The following is a 19,607-nucleotide window of genomic DNA, read 5'->3' on the forward strand; positions in this document are numbered from 1 at the left end:
TCTCCTGCGATCATCCAAGAGAGACCGTCCGCAGCCGATGACCCTGGACATCCCCGACGCGCCGACATTCTTTCGACTGAGCTGCGGAAGCTGGCGTTCTCAACGGAGCGTGCATCACCTTTTGCACCGCCGCAGCGAAGCAGGCGGCTCGCTCATCGTGGTCGAAGACCTGGAACTGAATGATGAACGTTTGCTGGCCATGGCACGCCAGCACCAGCAGGACCCTGGACTGATCATTGGCGGCAGCTACGTGCGCTGGAGCGCCTCGATGGCCTGGGACCGCGATGGCGATGCTCACGACGGTGAAACCTGCTTCGCGTTGATCGGAGACAGTGAGACCGCTCGCTCCGGCACCATGCTCCGGGATCAGGGCTACGCAGAAAAAGCGCCAGCGACGTCGACCTTTGAGATGGACGACCGGGATGGGCTGATTCTCTGCACGAGCTACGAAATGATGACCGTCTGGGAACGCTTTAGTTTCTCCGGCCCGGACGTGCGTATTCGTTCCAGCACCGTTGAGGGACTATCCAACAACGCGTCTTTCTGCGTGGAAACCAGGCTCAAAAACGACAGCTCAACCACCGGCTCGCAAGGGATGACAGCGCTCGTATCACCCTTCGGCTGGTAAGTGTCCTCTGTTACGGACTGTGAGTAGGCCGGAGGCCGCAAGGGAGTGTGATGACTCCCACTTATACGATCCAGCCAGTGTGTTCCGACTCGAGTGGCCATTCCTCTTCTTCAGTACGCACCAACCACGCAAAACAATCGCGTCGCAGCTCTCAGCGTTGCTTCTGAAGAAACCCAGCGTTCCCTTCAGATGGACATCTCGATGGACGCTGACAACATCGAGACGGTGATCGAGTCGGCTTACCGCCAGATCTTCTTTCACGCGTTCAAGAGCGACCGCGACAGCTTCCTGGAATCACAGCTGCGTGATGGGCAGATCACCGTTCGCGACTTCATCCGCGGGTTGTGTCTCTCGGACACTTTTAAAAGAACGTTTTACGGCTTCAACTCGAACTACAAAGTGGTTCGTCACCTTGTCCAGAAAATTCTGGGACGCAAGACCCACGGTCGCTCCGAGGAGATCTCCTGGTCGATTGTGATTGCGACCAAGGGCGTCGAAGGCATCGTGGATGCTCTTCTCGACAGTGAGGAATATCTCGACGCCTTCGGCTACGACAACGTTCCCTTCCAACGCAATCGCGTACTTCCCGGAAGGGAGTTGGGTGAGACACCCTTCAATATCACCACCCCTCGCTACGACGAGTACTACCGGGGAATTCTCGGTTTCCCCAAGATCATCTACACCGGCAAAGCCAAGAGCCTTCCGGCACGCGCCAACCGCTCCCGTGGTGGTTTCAGCGAAGATTATCTGCCTTGGGTTCGAGGCATGGCCGTCGCAGGCTCAGCCTCTCCCGAAGGCAACCTCGAAATGGATTATCTCTCGAAAGTTCCTTACCGCAGCATCGGCCGCTGAATCGCGTCCCCAGGCGAAGATGTTTGAGCGGAGTCCCCTGTGGGGCTCCGCTTTTTTGTCTGCAGCGTGAGACCTGAAATGGATGCGGGATAGGCAGCTCATGCAGTCAGAAGATGCTGACCACGAGCGATCAAGCTCCCTGAAAACCGGGACTTTCCAGCAAACTGATCCCAAAGAAACCCGGTAGCCCGACCGTGACGCAAGCCATCACATCCCTCGCCCGCATGACCCTGCGTCAGCTGCGTCAGATGGCCAGTGATCTCGGCGTTACTCTCTACAGCCGCAAGAGCAAGGAAGACCTGGTCTCCGCGATTGCCGAAAAGCAGGAACGTCGTGGCGGTGATCTCAAGGCCATCGAAGCGGAACTCAATCCACCCTCGCGCCCCTCGTCCGAGACCCGCGTTGTCTTCCTCCCCAGAGACCCCCAGTGGGCTTATGTGTTCTGGGAGATCTCAGACGACGACCGTCGCCGCGCTCAAAGCGAAGGCGCCGCACACCTGAATCTTCGTCTGGCTGATGTCACAGGCCTGCAGGACGGCTCGGCGCACCCCCACACCCTCCAGGAAGTGCCTGTCGATAGTCACAGCACCGAGTGGTACCTGCCCGTTCCTCTCTGCGACCGCGACTATCGCGTTGAACTCGGCTTCCGCGCGGGCAGCCAATGGATCTCTCTGGCCTTCTCGTCTGTAGCCAGGGTTCCGGCCCTCCACCCCAGCGACCAGATCCTCGATCAGTTCGTACCTTTCAGCCTCGAAACCGCTGCTCCATCACCGGCACCAGTCAGCACACCCAGCTTCGAGCCCACCGACAGCGGCTTGCACGAGCGTCTCTATCAGAGTGCAACCACCCACTTCCGCAGCCGCCGAGTCGGTTCAGAAGTTCTGCACGAACAGGACTCACTCTCCGGGGATCAGCGTGGTCTCAGTGATTCCGGGGCTGGCTTATGGGCAAGCGGCCTCAATGAGTCGGGTCTCGGAGGAGTGGCCCCTCGCCAGCGCACCTTCTGGCTGGTGGCTGATGCGGAGCTGATTGTTTACGGCGCCACTGATCCTTCCGCCCGCCTGACCATCGGAGGAGAGGAAGTGCCTCTCTCCAGCGATGGAACCTTCCGCATCCAGGTTCCCTTCCGTGACGGCGAGCAGACCTACGCCGTTGAAGCGATCGCTGCGGATGGTGAGCAGAAGCGCAACATCACGCTCAACTTCGAGCGCGTCACCCCTGAAGACAACAGCAACCCTGCCAGCGAAGCCAAAACTGAGTGGTTCTGATCCTGTGGGAGTGAACCGAAAAGCCCTGCGCTGGATTGTGGCCATTACCCCCGTTGCAGGGGCCGTCGCATTCCCGGTTCTTGTGCCTCTCACGATGGCAAAAGTCGGGATCGGTGCTGGTGTTGGCCTGGCACTCGTGCTCAGCAGCCTCTGGTTTGTGGGGATGCTGAAAACGTCTGAAATGCCTCACTGACGGATTCGTCAGCAAGATGGTGGGTGGTGGAACACTGCCAGCAGCCGAAACCCAGCAGGTGCTGAACAGGCTGCTGAAACATGTTCATCGACTTGGCTTATTGCCCCTGCTGACACCAGTGTTGCTGGGCTGCAGCCAGGCAGGCCAAGTGGTGGGAGCAGGCATGCCTGATCTGCCCTTGCCGCAAAACTTCCAGCTGCACTTCAATCATCGAGACAGTGGGCGATACCGCAATCCGCTGAACGGCGACTGGCGTAACGGCGACAACCTCGAGGAACAATTGATCAGACAGATCAATGCGGCCAATGAGGAAGTGCTGATGGCCATTCAGGAACTGACACTTCCGCAGATCGCCAACGCGCTGATTCGAGCCAAGCATCGAGGGGTCCGCGTTCAGGTGGTGCTGGAAAACAACTACAGCAAGCCTTGGTCAGGAGAGCATCCAAGCGATTTATCAGCTCACAGCAGGCGAAGGCAGCAGCGATTGCAACAACTGGCAGACAGCAATCGTGACGGCAGGCTCACTGCTGAGGAACGATTGGCTGGCGATGCCATCGCACTCCTAAAGCGCGCTGGCATACCGATGATCGGTGACAGCGAAGACGGCAGCCGAGGCAGTGGCCTGATGCATCACAAATTCGTTGTGGTGGATCGATCTCTGGTGATCACAGGCAGTGCCAACTTCACCAGCTCAGGCATGCATGGTGATGCGGGAGCGTCACGCAGCCGCGGCAATATCAATCACCTACTGAGCATCCGAAGCTCCGAACTAGCTGGGTTATTCCGAGCAGAGTTTGAACAGATGTGGGGCGATGGTCCAGGAGGCGAACAGAACAGTCAATTCGGACGTGGCAAAGACAACCGAGGCTTGAAGGCTGTTCGAGTGAATGGAATAACAATGCACGTGCTGTTTGCTCCTCACTCAAAGAAAAGCCCAGAACATGGACTGATCCTGATCCGTGAGCAGCTGGCTGCAGCGAAGCGGAGTATCGACATGGCGCTGTTTGTGTTTTCAGACCAAAGCCTGACCAATGTTTTGGCAGAGCAAATGAATGCTGGCATCGATATTCGACTCCTAGCGGATCCAAGCTTCGCAAGCCGCTCTTTTTCAGAGGTGCTTGATCTGCTGGGAGTGGAACTCCCCGACCGTTTTTGCAAACTTGAGGCAGACAATCGGCCTCTCAAAACGCCACTGCAAACTGTCGGCACGCCGAGACTGGCAAGGGGTGACAAGTTGCACCACAAGTTCGCGGTGATCGACAACAAAACTGTGATCACAGGCAGCTTCAACTGGTCACCGGCTGCCGCTCACACCAATGATGAAACCCTGCTGGTCATCCACTCACCCAAGCTTGCTGCTAACTTCACTCGTGAGATGAATCGGATGTGGCGCAGTGCTGAGCTAGGGATCACGCCGCGAATACAACGGAAGCTGGATCGGCAGCGAGTCAGGTGCGGGAGTGGAGTTCAAAGGCATTGAAAACGATTTAACCTTGAAATCAAAAGAAAAGAACTCATTTCAATACCTGCAATATATCCAGACCTAGATAGGCTTGAGATTATTCGCAGTCTTGACAATTACTTCAAGAGGAATTGACCAGCCATCGAGAGTAATTTTTCGCTGAGTGATGGGATGGATAATTGTTGTCCATCTATTAGCACGATTACAAAAAACCTTATACGCTTCGCCAAAACTGACTACGTCATCGCAATATGTGCCGCTTAACCCATCACGCGGTTCACCTTTATAAACAAGGAGAACCCCAGAAGAAGAACCCCTCTTTGGAGTCCCATAAAGAAGCCACCTCTCGTGGATGCATTGATTACTGATATAGCTTTCATGATTGACAATTTTTAGGTCAATATAATCGCCTTTAGATAAATCCTTTGGCACCAAATAGTAGCCACTTGGCACCTTAATGCTAAGCCTAAGAATAGCATCTTGGACTCTATAAGCTTCATTCATCTTAGGCTTTAAGGATATGCATCTTTCATGCCATTTTCTAGCCGGCTCTGCGGTCAATGCACGCTCAGCAGTAACCGTCGATACACCAAAAACGCTAATGCATAGAAAACCAAAGAAGATTGATAATTGCTTCATCAGCAGAGCACCTGTAGCTACTAATAACGGAAGTGTTTTACAATCTTAAGCTTACCATCTATCAATTCTTCTCCCAATATTTGATTCGTTGCTTTTTCTACTTCGCAGAAACGTACATTTCCAGGATCAGGATTATCCCATTCCTTGCAAGCTTCCTTAGCCTCATACATTGATGGATACTTACAGCCTACTAGTCCTAGCAAAAGAAGGAAGACTGATAATTTCTTCATTGGTAGAGCGTATGTTGTCCTATCGTAACTCATTGGAAAATGACAGAAAAGCGTGAATACACTGAAACCTATTTTTTATACATTTTAAGCCTTGGCTTGACTAAACTTCAAAGGCACTAGTTAAGGCACACAGCATTATCGCTCACAAGTTATACCAAAGTGTTAATCCCTCAGCATTACTTGCTACCCCTCGAATAAATCCAACCACGAAAATGAAGGGAAGAATAGGCATCACTAAACCCTCTCTCCTAACTGTCAAACCCTCTTCACTTTGCTTTTTTGATAACGGTGAATACCATAAAGGTAGTAAATGGGAAATATCTCATCTGACTACTGTCCGGTACAAAGGCAAGCACTGTTATTGCTAAAAAAAGACAGCACAGAACCAGTTCAGCCAGTTGGGATACTGCTGGTTATCCACTCACCCATGCTTGCTGCCCATTTCACTCGTGAAATGAATCGGATGTGGCGAAGTGCTGAGCTAGGGATAACACCACAAATACAACGCAAACTCGACCGCCAACGGTTCAAGTGCGGGGATGGGACGGAGAAAGTTGATTAAAGGTCGATAAAATAATTTTAAATATCAAATCCGGAGAAATTGAAATCGTTAACCACAAGACCTCATCGCATACTTGCCGAGCCAAGTTGTTTTCTGCTTTCCACCTAGGAGAAAAGAACTTTTGCCAACTCTCCGCATAGCCAGGCAAAGTGAATCTGCCCCAGATCACTTGTCGACTGGTTCAAAATAAATACAGAAGATCCCAAGAAAGACTTATGAAAAGCTCAGACGTATCTCCATCAGAACTTTCATCAAAAGAGACAGTGATCGGCATAAATTAATTACCTAAAAATTTTCCAAATGACGATGCCAGATCCATCATTTTAACGACATCAATTAGCAGCATAGATGTTAGCAGAATGCTGATAATGGCAACTCCCAGAGGGATCGGATTTTTTTTGCGAATAACCCAACAGTCTCTGACAATAAGCGCAAAAAATGAAATGTTGACAATGTAGAGAATGTTCAGTATGAATATGCCAAATACTTTTGAAACAAAAAGCGCGCTAATAACTAGCGAAATCATCGACAATGTCTGAGCAGTCTCAAGTTTTTTGATACTTAGGACATAGTCCTTAAGCAATCCCCTCGCTATATCAGACGTTTTTGAAGTTGGGCTAGGCTCAGTCACGTTACTTGTTAAAAATTTAATTTAACACGCGTCTTCTGCATATTTATAGACAGTTGAAAAAACTTTGCTTATAAGGAATAGTGCTCGTAAAATCTTGATGCGCCATTTCCGGATCAAGTCTGTCCGATCTGCTCCTTTACCCCGTCTACGAACAGAAGCGAAAGCGGCAGCGAACCAAGTACGGGAGTGGGTGGAGATGGCTTAAGAAAGCATGGATGCAAAAAACAATAAGTCTTTACTGATCAAAGACTCACGACAGCAAAGTCACAAGATTGACATTATATGCTAAATTAACACTCTTCTCAAAGATCAAATCGATAAAAACTACATGAAGATGCTTCGAATTACCCTGCTAGCAATACTTATGACAAGCTCATCAGTAAAAGCAGCTTGCAACAAAGAGACTTACAGGGAAGCAAAGATTAGATGTGCAAGCAGTTTAAAACAAGACTGCATACTGAATGTTTACACTGCGATTGAAGGCATAGGCGCAGCCACTGACGCATTGGAATGCTCTTTAGGAGATTTTGGAGAAGCCATGGAAATGACCGTCGAAGATGAAACACCATCCCAATCTCAACCTAATACCAACCCAAAAGTACCCAGAAGAGGAACCGCAACGTCACCAACGACAACCCAACCTGGATCCTTTCAAGGAATTGCACCATTTGGACAAAACAACTCCAATATCCCAACTATGCAAATACCAGGAAATCAATATCCAAGTGCACTACCTCCACATGTAGTGGAAATGATGAACAAAATGCAGCAGACATACGCGCCAAGTCAAACCCAAGTTTCATGCCAAGGAGTCACAACATCAGCATTGACGGGTTTCGACCAAAGCGGGAATAAATCTATAAAGTCAAAACTGGAAAAGTTTGATGTAGTACAGATCGTCAAATCCCAACAGAATGGAGGTAGGACTTATTTCCTTTCCACAAATGGATTTTGGTATGATGCCGGGTATATTAAAAAGACTGCACAGTGCAATCTTTAATATCAAATCACTAACGAACCTTGACCAATAAATAGTACTTCGATTGGAGGGCAATTGCTTCCTGTTTTTTCATCTAAGCAGAGCAGCAGTCGGCATCTGCTCTTGTCCTGATCGGTAAGCCCAAACCGCTGCACCACCCGATGAGCATGAGTCACCCTTGGCTGCCTCTTCTCCTCTGCCAGTGACCTGAGGGCATCGAGCAGATCCTGATCTCGACCCTCCACCAATGGGCGTTATCGGTTGAGTTAGAGGTCCAAATCCCCCTGCTAGGCATCCCGCCAAATCACAGCGGAGACGGCTTTTCCCCTGGCTTGCGCGACTGGATCATCAAAGCGTCCGAGGCGATTGATGCAATAGTCCCTCCCATCCAGCCTCAACCTAACTTGGAGAGCACCGTTGTTGTCCCTAACCCTCGGTGGCTTCTTCAACATCCCTCTCCCTTGCATGGGATTAGGGCTTAGGGCTGACACTCCTCAGAAGCCAAGCCAGATCCATTGATCCAGTAGCCCTTCGTAGCCCTTGGGTGTCTCGAAGAGAGATCCAGTGCCCTTTTGGCTTGGGTTCTGGCTTATGGACTCAGGAGAATCCTGAGCATCCCTGAGCGATTCCTTCAAAACGACTGCAACAACAAACCGTCAGCACACCACCCCTCGCCCGCGGCGACAAGTTGCACCACAAGTTCGCGGTGATCGACAACAAAACTGTGATCACAGGCAGCTTCAACTGGTCACCGGCTGCCGCACACACCAACTATCAACACTAGGATCACGAACATTAAATCAAGTTTGACATGAATTTAAAGATTATTTTGATACTACTTGCTTCATCAGGTCTTGTGATTACATCACAATCAACTGCAAGTGCTTGCGAAAAACCAAATCCAGGCAAATACTGGCTTGGATGGGGTGAAGCCAGATTAATCGTCCCATCATCAGGAAGACCTTACCAGACTTTCAGGGGGCAGAATCATGACTTACCAGGAAAATACTGCAAGTCAGGAGACAACTCTGGAGTAACACGACAAGAGGAAAATGGAAAAATATGGGCTTACACTAAAAGTCCAGACTGATTAAAAAATTGTTGAAGAAAGCTAGCGAAAACTTCCAATCTCCACTGAAAGGCAAAAAGGCATTTCACTTTTGAAATGAATCGGATGTGGCGAAGTGGCGCATGCTGGGAGTCGCCATCAGCTAAGAATCGGCATGTGGATCGTTGGCATCAACTTAAATTTTGTTCATGGGCTTTTTGATATTGAGACATATCTTCAGTTCTGATTTTTTTACTGAGTTGCAATAACCGCTCTAATGGAAGAAGCTCCAACGGATATAAGCAAAATAGTATCAACACCAATCTTACTTACCAAGCACAATAATCACCAAAGCTATTAGGACCTTTTCGTACGGCGCTGACACGTTTTCCATCACCTATTAGAAAAATCGTCTTGCCTGACATTCTCGCTTCTTCACAGACCGCAAAGCCATTCATGCCAGCATTTAGCGTGATCCTCGACGGGCATGCTCCGCTCATCCCGTTGATAATCTCCATCAGGCTGCTGCCCACCTGGTAGCGGTCGAGATGTCCGCCCGCGCATGCCTGCACTGGAGATGGTTTTGCCAGGCTGATCGATCCAAGGGCAATAAAAAAGAGCATGAGAGTTTTCATAATGTGTTTTCTCTGGAGTAGCTAAGTAATTTTTTAGGTTAACAGATGTCATCTCAATTAACGTCACGCTCTTTTAGCTGAAACCCTGCTGGTCATTGAGTCACCCATGCTCGCTGCTCACTTCACACGCGAAATGGACCGAATGTGGCGAAGTGCTGAGCTGGGAATCACACCACGAATACAACGCAAGCTTGATCGGCAGCGAGTCAGATGCGGGAGTGGGGTGGAAAGAAGCTAAGAGGCAAGGGTTACAGTGGAAGTATTCTCCAATAAGCAAATGAAAGTCCTATTTTCATTACTTGCATCGGCGGTAGCAATAAGTCTCTACCTACCCGCGGAAGCCAGCAAAGCAAAGCCAGCGGATATTGAAACGCTTGATCAAATCTGGCAGCAATACGATATCCCTTGCAGGCAGGGAGACCAAAATGCTTGCCTACTAAGAGACCAATATCATATGACAATCAAACAGAATTTCCCCAATGCAGTTCGCGCCATGTGCCCACCAGATATGAAAAGAACCTGGTTTGAAACTGGTCGAAAAGCCATGGCAGCTGGCTGCATGCTGCCTTGATTATTGCCCTGAGAAAAATTCAATCATCTATTTTGCATGATTAAAACTACAATCATAGGAAGCTTTAGCTGGTAACCCTCTGCTGCACACAGCAACGACGGAAAATCACCGGTCGTACACTCACCCCATAGCGCCACTGTTCCAGCATAGACATAACTTTTTGCATATAAATAAATGATCGCCAAAAACACAGAAACTTCTATTCATGGGAAATAGCAATCATCGAATCTGACTCCCAACTCCTCCCCTACAAGGGTTCCTATCATTACCATTGACTGACCTTTGTTAAAGCGTTGGTACGACTTATCTGATCTGTTTATCGTGCACCTGACCGAGCCGCCAAGAAATTCCCCATCCGTCATCTGAAAGAGAATAGCTTTTTCATTGAATGGAATATCATCAATAATACCAGCATATCCAGTTACCCTGATTCTTTTTCCTTTAAGCTGATCTTCGGCACGTGCACTATTTCGATCAAATTCACTGGATATTTGCCTAACAGACATGGACAAATCATATTGCCTGAGCTCCTTAACCTTTGCAACACGTTTCTGCTCTGCTTCGATTGCTTTTTTGTCAGCAATCCTTTGAGATTTGATCTTTTCCAAGCGTTCATTCTCGGCACGCTCTGCATTACGTTTCGCCGCTTCTGCGCTTTCTTGTTTAGCGATTTGAACTCTAATTTTTCTTTCATTAGCGATAGGCATCGATTCACTAATGCTGTCTCCAATTCCAAAGGTAATTGAGAACATAAAGAAATAACCAATAAGGCTTAGTATTTTCCTTAAAGCCGGCCGGCCCTCGGAAGAACTCTTCCATATCAAAACAGGCAAACCAATGAGGCTTGACAGGAATACTGGAAACGCTATAATATTTAAAGACTCAAAAACCTGTGCCTTTGAAACAACAATTCCACAAACTAGTCCGATGATTATTACAACAGGAATTCGGGTCGATCTTCGCTGGAATAAATCAAAAAACTGTTTCAATTGATCCATTACCGATCGAAAAGGGTTGCGTCAATATACGTGACTAAGCTCAAGTCATGGACTAAGAAAGCTCGGAACGTAAAGACTCTATTTATAGAGTAGCTACCAATGAAACAATGCCATCAATAAGCCAGACAAACCAAACGGAAATAATCACGAAATCCTGCTGGTCATTCACTCACCCAAGATTGCCGCTCATTTCACTCATGAGATGAATCGGATGTGGCGAAGTGCTGAGCTAGGGATCACGCCGCACATCCAACGCAAACTGGATCGGCAGCAAGCCAAATGTGGGAGCGGGGTGGAGAGGAGCTGAGATTGTCAGGACTGAGGCGCAATTGACTTGGATGCTGACTCAAGACTCAGCAGTACTTGATTTTGATAACCAGTCAAATGGATCAGAACAACACTCCAAATCATCTAAGGAGTCTGAAAGTGACTGAGCGCGTTGACTCAGATAGAGCAACAGCTGCCTGAAATAGTCAGAATCAGCAAAGCAACGCTTGACCACCAATGAGTCGCCCACAGTCAGACCTGTGGAGAGGGGCAAAGGAACTTTTTTGCCATGGAAATTCCCAATCGTATGAACTGTGACGTAACTGATCGTCACCTGATCTTCAGTTCGTCCCTCCCAACGACTGACCTCATGCCGAACTGCTCCAACAGTTGAACGTTGAAAGCCCAATCCTTTCAGATGATGTTGGATCTTGGGGAATGCACCATCAGGCAATGATAAAACAGGGAAATCTTGTAGATCATCTAACTTCAACTCTACTTTGCGTTGCAACAGTGGATGCTGCTGATCAACCAAAAAAACAGATGGGTAACGAGTAAGGTTAATCACAACAAACTCATCATCATCAACTGGCACATCCGGATAACAACCCAGCCACGCATCCAAGATGGATTCCCTAAGGAGTGCCAATGGATGGCTCACATTCAAAAAGTTAGACGGCCCACATACCCAAGGCTGGGGCAGTTCATTTAAATAATCAGAACCAACTCCATAAACAGCATCTATTCTCATCGACTTGCCATAAGCCCAGCGATAAAGCTGATGCACTTTACGCTCAGCATTCAGAAGAGATAGGTCACCACTTAAGCTCCACTCTCCTTCTAACTTACAAGGATCCAGATCGAGAAACTCCGCAACGGATTTAGCATTTCGAGAAACTGTTGCTTGATTGCAATTCAAACCTAAAGCTGCATCCTTACCAGAACGCAGCCAAATCAGATAATCGAGACACGAAAGACGAAAAACGTCAAACATTAGTCAATGTCAAGAAGTGACAAAACTTCAAATATCACTGAAGCGATTAAATACTAGAGGCAAGGTAAAACTCCAGGGAATTTATGCAAAAGACGCATAGACCTGAATTGAAAAGCATGAATAGCCTTAGCCAACGATATCCAGATTTTATCAAAAACTATCACGCAAGCAATAGACATGCCTGTATAGGCTAAACACGTTAAACATCAAGCAGTCACCACAAATGACTTAGAATTAAGGTACAAATTTTCATCATATTGCGCAAAAGCGATGAGACAAGATGCTGAAAATAGAACATTTCATCACCAGTAATCAAGCAACCTCTGTAAATCCTTCAAGGAAAATACGAACCTGAAGTTAGAAGCCGAAAGAGCGAATTTTCCTCTGCAAATTGGTGATTTCGCAGCATCGCCTGGCCACGATCAAGATCAACTCCTCACAAAGACGCCAGATGATGCTGCAAACCCTTCGGGGATTTGAGCGAATCTGGCTCAACTCAGACATTGATCAATCCAGACAATGGCTTAAAAGAAATCTCACTCCAGCTCAAAGATCAATCACTGAACTGCGTTTCTGAAATCGTCGACATGACCGATCTCAGGTCAGAATGCCGCGACGTGATGGGCCATCCCCGTGAGACTGCCACTGTTCTTTTTGGGCTTGGCCTTGCTGCTGCCCTCAACAGCTCAAGCCAAGCCCAAAAAGGTTCCTTTCCCGACCAGGGAAGAACTGCGTTCACTCCAGCTACTGGCCTATAGCTGTTCGCGCGCCAACGACCAGGAGAGCTGTAGCAAGACTCGCAGCCTTGCCGATCCGCTTATGGACAATCCCAGACTATCGGCTGCCTGCAAAGACACCGTCTGGGAATTGGTTCAGGCCTCACAGGTGGTCACCACCAACAGCTTCCAGCGCCGCGACAGTATCGATCGACCGGCACGCCGTCTGACGTTGGTCTGTTCAGCACCCGAGAAACCGAAGCAACCTGCTGCACCAGCCAAGACTTAAGTGCTCAAACACCTTCTGTTCCTGCTCATAAAGAGAGAGGGCCGGGGCTGGGGTGATTGATCTCCATCACGCTTCAGAAGCCTTGACGCCTGAAAAGTAGCTGCGACAACTGGTCGCGCCGACAACCCTGAACAGCATCTGGCGTGTAAAGGTTCCCGGTATCCGCTCCCGTCAGGGATGACCGCCTCCGCCTCGGCAGAACCCGCTCCAATCTTCGTGCGGCTCGAAGCCCCTTTCACCGACCAGAAGCCGGGCACCTCCGGATTGCGCAAAAGCAGTGCTCAGTTTGAACAACCGCACTATCTCGAAAGTTTCGTTGAGGCTGTGTTTCGCACCCTTCCGGGCGTGCAAGGAGGCACGTTGGTGCTCGGAGGCGATGGCCGTTACGGCAATCTGCGTGCCATCAATGTGATCCTGCGCATGGCCGCAGCCCATGGCCTGAGCAAGGTGATCATCACCACCGATGGCATTCTCTCCACGCCGGCCGCGTCCAACCTGATCCGCAAACGCGAGGCCATTGGCGGAATCATCCTTTCAGCCAGCCACAATCCAGGCGGCCCCAATGGCGATTTCGGAGTGAAGGTGAATGGAGCCAACGGTGGCCCCACACCAGGATCCTTCACCGATGCGGTGTTCGAGTGCACCAAGTCACTGGAGCAATACGCCATTGTTGAAGCTCCCGAGCTGAGTCTCGGGACTCCAGGAACACACCACATCGGTGCCATGGAGGTTGAGATCATCGATGGTGTCGATGACTTTGTGGCATTGATGCAGCAACTGTTCGATTTCGATCAGATCAGGGGTCTGCTGGGCAACGATTTCCCGCTGGCCTTCGACGCGATGCACGCTGTCACGGGTCCCTACGCCAAACGTGTCTTCGAGGATCTGCTGGGAGCACCAGCCGGCAGCGTGCGCAATGGCATTCCACTTGAAGATTTCGGCGGCGGGCATCCGGATCCCAACCTCACGTACGCCCATGATCTGGCGGATCTTCTCCTCAAGGGAGACGACTACCGCTTCGGTGCAGCCTGCGACGGTGACGGCGACCGCAACATGATCCTCGGTCACCACTGTTTCGTGAATCCCAGCGACAGCCTGGCCGTCCTCACGGCCAATGCCACCCTGGCTCCGGCCTATGCCTCAGGCCTGGCAGGCGTCGCGCGCTCCATGCCCACCAGCTCCGCTGTTGATGTGGTGGCGAAGGAACTGGGCATTGAATGCTTCGAGACGCCAACCGGCTGGAAGTTCTTCGGAAATCTGTTGGATGCCGGCCGCATCACGCTCTGCGGCGAAGAAAGTTTCGGCACCGGCAGCAACCACGTGCGTGAAAAAGACGGTCTTTGGGCCGTGCTGTTCTGGTTGCAGATCCTCGCAGTGCGTCGTTGCAGCGTGGCGGACATCATGAGCAGCCACTGGGAGCGCTTTGGGCGGCACTACTACTCACGTCATGACTATGAGGCAGTGCCCACCGATGCAGCCCATGGTTTGTATGACCGTCTCGAAGGCCTCCTGCCTGGTCTGATCGGCCAACCCTTCGCCGGTCGCACCATCACTGGGGCCGACAATTTCAGTTACACCGACCCTGTGGACCAATCGGTCACCCAGGGCCAGGGCCTGCGCATCCTTTTGGAGGACGGCAGCCGCGTTGTCGTGCGCCTCTCTGGCACTGGAACCAAGGGAGCCACCATCCGGGTGTATCTCGAGAGCTATGTGCCCAGCAGTGGTGATCTCCATCAGGATCCCCAGATCGCCTTGGCCGACATGATCAGCAGCATCAACTCGCTGGCGGAGATTCAGCAGCGCACAGGAATGGACTGCCCCACCGTGATCACCTGAGCGTCAGCGACGCCGCTGCCCCCGCCAAGTCGTCTTCTGCGAGCGATACTCCTCCTCGGATGCACTCTCCTGGAGCTGACGCATGCTCTCGATCGATGAGCCAAACATCATGGCGGAGGCGATCACGACGCCTCGGAGATAAAGCAATCTGGTGCGAGGGATCTCGGCCGGTGTATTGCGAATGAATGTGCCGAGAAAAATCGTGAGGATGACGCCGATGCCGGCACCGATGAAGGAAGCCCAGAGCACCTTGAAACCGTTGAATCCAGAAGGGGCAGCGTTGCAGGATTGGGGCTTCAGATCGCGTCTCATGAGCTACTCAGTCTCGGGTCCTGCGTAGGCCCAAGCAGAGACTTGAGAACGACATAAAACACCGGCACAACGAAGAGCGACAGAACGGTGGCAATCAACAGACCACCAAACACAACTGCTCCGAGGGACGTCTGACTACGGGCGCCAGCACCACTGGCGAAGACGAGCGGCATGAACCCGAACAGTGAGGAAATCGCTGTCATCAAGATCGGCCTGAGGCGGGAACCTGCAGCAAAATGTGCAGCCTCCAGTGCATCGGCACCAGCCTGCATCCGCTGATTCGCCATATCCACGATCAGGATTCCGTTGCCAGCAGCCAGGCCGATCAACATCACCAGACCCACCTGGGCATAGACATTGAGCACCTCACCTCGCAAGGCCAGGAAGGCGAGTGCTCCCAGCATGGCTGTCGGTACCGTCATCAGAATGATCAGCGGATCGGAATAGCTTTCGTATTGCGCCGACAGCACCAGATACACCGCCAGGATGCCAAGCGCAAAGATCACCACCGCCAAAGCACCGGCCTTCACTTCCTCACGAGAAATCCCAGTCCAGTCGAAGCTGAGGCCCTGCGGATTGATGGTCTCAAAGATCCCCTTCATCGCTGTAATCGCCTGACCAGAGCTCTTGCCGGCCGCAGGCGTCCCTTCGATCTTGATGGCTCGATAGAGATTGAAGTGAGGCACCACCGTGGGGCCGAGCGTTTCACGCACGCTGAAAAACTCCGCGAGCGAAATCAGATCACCGTTAGAGCTTTTGACGTACAAGGCTGAAAGGCGCTCGGAAGTCGCACGGCTTTCAGCATCAGCCTGCACATAGACACGACGTACTTTGCCCTCCTGAAAAGTGTCGTTCACATAGAGGCCGCCGAAATTGATGCTGAAGGTCTGCATGGCAGCTCCGAAGTCAACGTCAACCGCGGCCATGCGATCGCGATCCACCTGAATCTCGATCTGTGGCGATTCAGGAGCGAACAGCGTATAGACACGGTTGAGATCGGGATCTGCGTTACCCGCCTGGATCAGTCGCCCTGCCGTGCCATAAAAATCAGCCAGGCTGTAGGCCCCACCACTCTGATCGAGAAGCTGAAACTCGAATCCACCGCCAGTGCCATAGCCAGGGATGGCCGGAGGTTCAACAACAAACACCCTGGCACCATCCACCGAACGGGCGAGCTTCTGATTGAGCCTCTCCACGATCGCGCCCACGGTCTGATCCCGTTGCTTTCGCTCGGACCAGTTCCTGGTGCCAAAGAAGAACAGTCCCTTGTTGGGACTGTTGCCATCCAGGCTTGCACCGCTAAACACTGATGCCGCAGTGATGTTCTTTTCCGTACGCAGTACGGCAGCCACCTGCTGGTTAATCGCTTCAGTGACCTGGGTGGAGACGCCCTCCGGCGCTTGCACCACGCCAATTGCATAACCCTGATCTTCGATCGGCACAAACCCGCCGGGAATGGCCCGAAAAGCAACGGCCGTGAGCAGGATGCCGATGCCGAGGATGCTCATCACCAGTCGGCGACGACCGAGAGCCCACTCCAAAGCGGAGGCGTAGCGGCTCTCCATCACGGCATAAGCGCTGTTGAACTTGGCGAAAATGATCGGTGTGAACCAACCCAGGGTGAGGCCTAGAGCTGGATAGAGCGTTACTGGAATGACCCGACTGACCCCCACAAGAATCAAGCCGGTCATGGCTCCACCAAAGGTGCAAGGCAGTGTGAGCGGTCGATCGATCAAGCGCCCCAGCAGCAGACCAATCAAGGCACCAACAGCCATCGGGATCAGCACCAGAGGTGCTCCAGCACCGACCACCAGCAATCCATACACAAAACCGATCACCGTGCCGGCGATGGCATAGCTCCGCCGTCCGGGATCCTTTGACTCACGCGCCAGCAGCAGTGCTGACAACATCGGTGAGAAGGTGAGAGCGTTGAAGGTGGAGATGGCGATCGAAAAGATCACCGTGGCTGCGAACTGTTTGTAGATCGTTCCTGTCGCGCCAGGGAAAAACAGAACTGGCAGGAACACTGCGAACTTCACCAGCGAGGTGGCGATGATCGCTGAGAACAGCTCGTCCATGGTGGCTTTCGCTGCCTGCAAGGCCGTCATCCCCTCCGATTTTTTGGTGGAGGTGTCCTCGATCACGGTGATCGCATCGTCGACCACGAGACCCGTGGCCAGCACCAGACCGAACAGCGTCAGCTGATTCAGGGAAAAGCCGAAGCCAAGGACCAGGCCAAAGGTGCCGATCAATGCCACAGGGATTGCGATCCCCGGAACAAGCGTGGCCTTCCAGTTCTGAAGAAACAGAAAAAGAATCAGAACCACCAGCACCACCGCGTCCCGCAGGGAATTCACCACGCCCTGGATGGAGGCGCTGATGAAGTCGGTGTTGTCGTAGATCTTCTCCATCTTCATGCCCACAGGCATGGTCGTCTCAAAGTTGGCCAACACCTGCTTCACGCCGTCGGAGACCTCGAGAGCATTACTGCCCGAGAGCTGATAAACAGCCAAACCAACAGACGGAACACCCTGAAGATCGGTCGCGCTGACGGCATAGGACTCACCACCAAGTTGGACGCTGCCCACATCTCGGAGGCGCACCAACCCTCCCTCCTCAGCGGTTCGCACCACCATCTGCTCGAATTCCTCAACGCTGCGCAGGCGGCCCTGCAATTGCACGGTGAAGGTGAACTGCTGCCCTTTCGGGGAAGGCTCACCACCAACCTGGCCGGCGGCGACAAGACGATTCTGACTGGACAACTGGTTGACCACATCGGTGGAGGTGAGGCCAAAACTGGTGAGCTTGTCGGGGTCAAGCCACAGCCGAAACGCCAGTTTTCGATTGCCGAAGTAGGTGAGGTCGCCGACACCGCTCACCCGCTTGATGGCATCGGTGAGATTCAAATCCAGCAGCCCACTGATCGTCTCAGCGCTGTAGGTGATCTGGTCAGGATCCGCGCTGCCAAAGTTGTAAACGAGCAGAATCGAGTTAGACGCTTTATTGACGCTCACGCCGGCCTTGCGCACCTCCTCAGGGAGTTGCGGTTCTGCCAGAGCCACACGGTTCTGAACATTGACCTGGTTGATGTCACCGTTGGTGCCGCTGGCGAAAGCCACATCAATGGAGCTGACCCCGTCGGCGGAACTGTTGGACTTGATGAAGTCCATGTTCTCGACACCGTTGATCTGCTGCTCAAGAACACTGGTGACACCCTCCTCAACAGAGACGGCATCGGCACCGGTGTAGTTGGCCCTCACCTTGACGGTGGGAGGAGCGATGTCCGGGAGGTTTTCGATCGGAAGAATTGGAATCGCAATCAATCCCACGATCACGATCAGGATGCTGCAAACCGTTGTGAGAACGGGCCTGGTAATGAAATTATTAGAGGCGGACATGACTCAGTCGCTCAGTTCTGCACCTTCACCGGCACACCGTGACGCAGGCTCAGAAGATTGCTGGTGATCACGTTCTGGCCCAGCTTCAAACCTTTGGTGACCGGATAACGATTGTTCTGGAGGGAACCGAGATTGACCGGCGTTTGCAGCGCAAACAGGGTGGCGGAAGGAATCATTCCCCGGTCAATTCCCCGTTTGATCCTGGCCAGATCAGCCTTACCAGGCTGCGCTTCAAGCTCTTTGAGAGTGCCAAGACGGAACACAAAACTCTGACCGGACGTCTGCGTCACGGCAGCGAAGGGAACGGATGGCTGCTGACGGGAGTCGAGCTGAACCCTGGTCCGCAACCTCTGACCGTTGCGCAGCTTGCCATCTGGATTGGGAAATTGAGCCCTCACCAGAAGGGCCTGGGTTCCGGAGTTGATCCCAGGATCAACCGACATCACCGAGCTGCTTGCCATCACCTCATTGCGACCCGGAAGACTGAGCAACACCGGTAGACCCACCCTGATGCGACTGGCATAGGTCGACGGCACCTCCACCCTGGCCTCCAGGATGTTGTTTCGAATCAACTTGGTGAATGGGTCGCCATTTCTCACCACATCCCCGACCTGAACGGAGACGTCCGCCACTGTTCCAGCGATCGGTGACTGCAGATTGCTGTAAGCCAGCGTGGCCTCCTGAGCTCTGACCTCTTCTCGCGAGGCGATATAAATTGCGCGCCGCTGATCACGCTCGGAGGCTTCCGCGGCACCAAGCGGCACCAAAAATTCATAGCGTTTCAGCTCCAGCAGATCCCTCTGCTCTTTGGCTTTCAACCCGGCCAGTTTGGCCTGCTCCTGAGCTTGATCAAGGGTCATGAGCAACTGACCTGCAGTCACCCGATCTCCCTGAGTGATCTTCAATTCAATGATCCGGCCTGATGCCTGAGCCGCAAGCTGAACCAGATCGCCGGCCTCCAGGGTGCTGACTGTGTCGACATCCTCCGTGAACACAGCCTCGCTGACAGCGGCCTTCTTCACTTCTGGAAGGGGCCTCTGCGCATCGCCACCCTTACCGCAGGCAGCGAGCATGAAGGCCGTCAGGGCCAAGGGGATCA

18 protein-coding genes and 4 pseudogenes are annotated in these 19,607 nt (G+C 52.0%); 14 read left to right on the plus strand and 8 right to left on the minus strand.

Going from position 1 to position 19,607, the window contains the following annotated elements:
- Positions 1 to 37: 37 nt before the first annotated feature.
- From SynMITS9220_RS11415 to SynMITS9220_RS11435, 5 genes are all read left to right on the plus strand, one after another.
- Entirely contained in the window at positions 38 to 628 is a 591-nt protein-coding gene (locus SynMITS9220_RS11415; RefSeq protein WP_186992177.1) for a phycobiliprotein lyase, read from the plus strand.
- 93 nt (positions 629 to 721) lie between these two features.
- Complete coding sequence (locus tag SynMITS9220_RS11420; protein WP_067096647.1) at positions 722 to 1,480, plus strand: phycobilisome rod-core linker polypeptide; 759 nt, start codon at positions 722 to 724, stop codon at positions 1,478 to 1,480.
- A 194-nt stretch (positions 1,481 to 1,674) separates the two neighbouring features.
- A complete protein-coding gene (locus SynMITS9220_RS11425) occupies positions 1,675 to 2,748 on the plus strand; it encodes a DUF4912 domain-containing protein (protein ID WP_186989348.1) in 1,074 nt (357 codons plus the stop codon).
- A 10-nt stretch (positions 2,749 to 2,758) separates the two neighbouring features.
- Entirely contained in the window at positions 2,759 to 2,941 is a 183-nt protein-coding gene (locus tag SynMITS9220_RS11430; RefSeq protein WP_170951853.1) for a hypothetical protein, read from the plus strand.
- 16 nt (positions 2,942 to 2,957) lie between these two features.
- A complete protein-coding gene (locus tag SynMITS9220_RS11435; RefSeq protein ID WP_186989349.1) occupies positions 2,958 to 4,421 on the plus strand; it encodes a phosphatidylserine/phosphatidylglycerophosphate/cardiolipin synthase family protein in 1,464 nt (487 codons plus the stop codon).
- A gap of 63 nt (positions 4,422 to 4,484) precedes the next feature.
- Here SynMITS9220_RS11435 and SynMITS9220_RS11440 read toward each other — a convergent pair whose 3' ends face one another.
- Together SynMITS9220_RS11440 and SynMITS9220_RS11445 are read right to left on the minus strand one after the other, a co-directional pair.
- A complete protein-coding gene (locus tag SynMITS9220_RS11440; protein WP_186989350.1) occupies positions 4,485 to 5,042 on the minus strand; it encodes a hypothetical protein in 558 nt (185 codons plus the stop codon).
- A gap of 20 nt (positions 5,043 to 5,062) precedes the next feature.
- The gene (locus SynMITS9220_RS11445; protein ID WP_186989351.1) at positions 5,063 to 5,272 is read right to left on the minus strand and encodes a hypothetical protein; all 210 of its coding nucleotides are present in this window, start codon (positions 5,270 to 5,272) and stop codon (positions 5,063 to 5,065) included.
- A gap of 406 nt (positions 5,273 to 5,678) precedes the next feature.
- Between SynMITS9220_RS11445 and SynMITS9220_RS13410 the strand changes: the two are divergent.
- The 4 genes and pseudogenes from SynMITS9220_RS13410 to SynMITS9220_RS11460 all read left to right on the plus strand — a co-directional run.
- A pseudogene (locus tag SynMITS9220_RS13410) lies at positions 5,679 to 5,834 on the plus strand (phospholipase); the annotation flags it as partial.
- A 959-nt stretch (positions 5,835 to 6,793) separates the two neighbouring features.
- A complete protein-coding gene (locus tag SynMITS9220_RS11450; protein ID WP_186989352.1) occupies positions 6,794 to 7,465 on the plus strand; it encodes a hypothetical protein in 672 nt (223 codons plus the stop codon).
- A gap of 634 nt (positions 7,466 to 8,099) precedes the next feature.
- Positions 8,100 to 8,216: pseudogene (locus SynMITS9220_RS13520) on the plus strand (phospholipase D-like domain-containing protein); the annotation flags it as partial.
- Between the two features lie 39 nt (positions 8,217 to 8,255).
- On the plus strand, positions 8,256 to 8,534 hold the full coding sequence (locus SynMITS9220_RS11460; RefSeq protein ID WP_186989353.1) for a hypothetical protein: 279 nt from the start codon (positions 8,256 to 8,258) through the stop codon (positions 8,532 to 8,534).
- 287 nt (positions 8,535 to 8,821) lie between these two features.
- Here SynMITS9220_RS11460 and SynMITS9220_RS11465 read toward each other — a convergent pair whose 3' ends face one another.
- Positions 8,822 to 9,127: a hypothetical protein gene (locus SynMITS9220_RS11465; RefSeq protein WP_186989354.1), complete on the minus strand. Its 306-nt coding sequence runs from the start codon at positions 9,125 to 9,127 to the stop codon at positions 8,822 to 8,824.
- 79 nt (positions 9,128 to 9,206) lie between these two features.
- On the opposite strand from SynMITS9220_RS11465, the pseudogene SynMITS9220_RS13420 reads away from it, so the two are divergent.
- Positions 9,207 to 9,365 (plus strand): annotated as a pseudogene (locus SynMITS9220_RS13420) (phospholipase); the annotation flags it as partial.
- A 39-nt stretch (positions 9,366 to 9,404) separates the two neighbouring features.
- Positions 9,405 to 9,698 (plus strand): hypothetical protein, encoded by a 294-nt coding sequence (locus SynMITS9220_RS11470; protein WP_186989356.1) that lies wholly within the window; start codon positions 9,405 to 9,407, stop codon positions 9,696 to 9,698.
- Between the two features lie 203 nt (positions 9,699 to 9,901).
- Here the strand turns inward: SynMITS9220_RS11470 and SynMITS9220_RS11475 are convergent, their stop codons facing one another.
- Positions 9,902 to 10,696, minus strand: coding sequence for a hypothetical protein (locus SynMITS9220_RS11475; RefSeq protein WP_186989358.1), 795 nt, complete (start codon positions 10,694 to 10,696; stop codon positions 9,902 to 9,904).
- 142 nt (positions 10,697 to 10,838) lie between these two features.
- Between SynMITS9220_RS11475 and SynMITS9220_RS13425 the strand changes: the two are divergent.
- Positions 10,839 to 11,003 (plus strand): annotated as a pseudogene (locus tag SynMITS9220_RS13425) (phospholipase); the annotation flags it as partial.
- 39 nt (positions 11,004 to 11,042) lie between these two features.
- Here SynMITS9220_RS13425 and SynMITS9220_RS11480 read toward each other — a convergent pair.
- Positions 11,043 to 11,957 (minus strand): LysR substrate-binding domain-containing protein, encoded by a 915-nt coding sequence (locus tag SynMITS9220_RS11480; RefSeq protein ID WP_186989360.1) that lies wholly within the window; start codon positions 11,955 to 11,957, stop codon positions 11,043 to 11,045.
- A 633-nt stretch (positions 11,958 to 12,590) separates the two neighbouring features.
- Between SynMITS9220_RS11480 and SynMITS9220_RS11485 the strand changes: the two genes are divergently transcribed.
- Positions 12,591 to 12,962: a hypothetical protein gene (locus SynMITS9220_RS11485; RefSeq protein ID WP_255483078.1), complete on the plus strand. Its 372-nt coding sequence runs from the start codon at positions 12,591 to 12,593 to the stop codon at positions 12,960 to 12,962.
- 177 nt (positions 12,963 to 13,139) lie between these two features.
- Entirely contained in the window at positions 13,140 to 14,798 is a 1,659-nt protein-coding gene (locus tag SynMITS9220_RS11490; RefSeq protein WP_186989362.1) for an alpha-D-glucose phosphate-specific phosphoglucomutase, read from the plus strand.
- A 3-nt stretch (positions 14,799 to 14,801) separates the two neighbouring features.
- Here SynMITS9220_RS11490 and SynMITS9220_RS11495 read toward each other — a convergent pair whose 3' ends face one another.
- From SynMITS9220_RS11495 to SynMITS9220_RS11505, 3 genes are read right to left on the minus strand one after another with little or no spacing between them, the layout of a single operon-like run.
- Entirely contained in the window at positions 14,802 to 15,110 is a 309-nt protein-coding gene (locus tag SynMITS9220_RS11495) for a hypothetical protein (RefSeq protein ID WP_186989364.1), read from the minus strand.
- Positions 15,107 to 18,508: an efflux RND transporter permease subunit gene (locus SynMITS9220_RS11500; RefSeq protein ID WP_186989366.1), complete on the minus strand. Its 3,402-nt coding sequence runs from the start codon at positions 18,506 to 18,508 to the stop codon at positions 15,107 to 15,109. The genes SynMITS9220_RS11495 and SynMITS9220_RS11500 overlap by 4 nt, the downstream gene beginning before the upstream one ends.
- 11 nt (positions 18,509 to 18,519) lie before the next feature.
- Entirely contained in the window at positions 18,520 to 19,581 is a 1,062-nt protein-coding gene (locus SynMITS9220_RS11505; protein ID WP_186992181.1) for an efflux RND transporter periplasmic adaptor subunit, read from the minus strand.
- Between the last annotated feature and the right edge of the window lie 26 nt (positions 19,582 to 19,607).

This window comes from Synechococcus sp. MIT S9220, assembly GCF_014304815.1.
GTDB lineage: Bacteria > Cyanobacteriota > Cyanobacteriia > PCC-6307 > Cyanobiaceae > Synechococcus_C.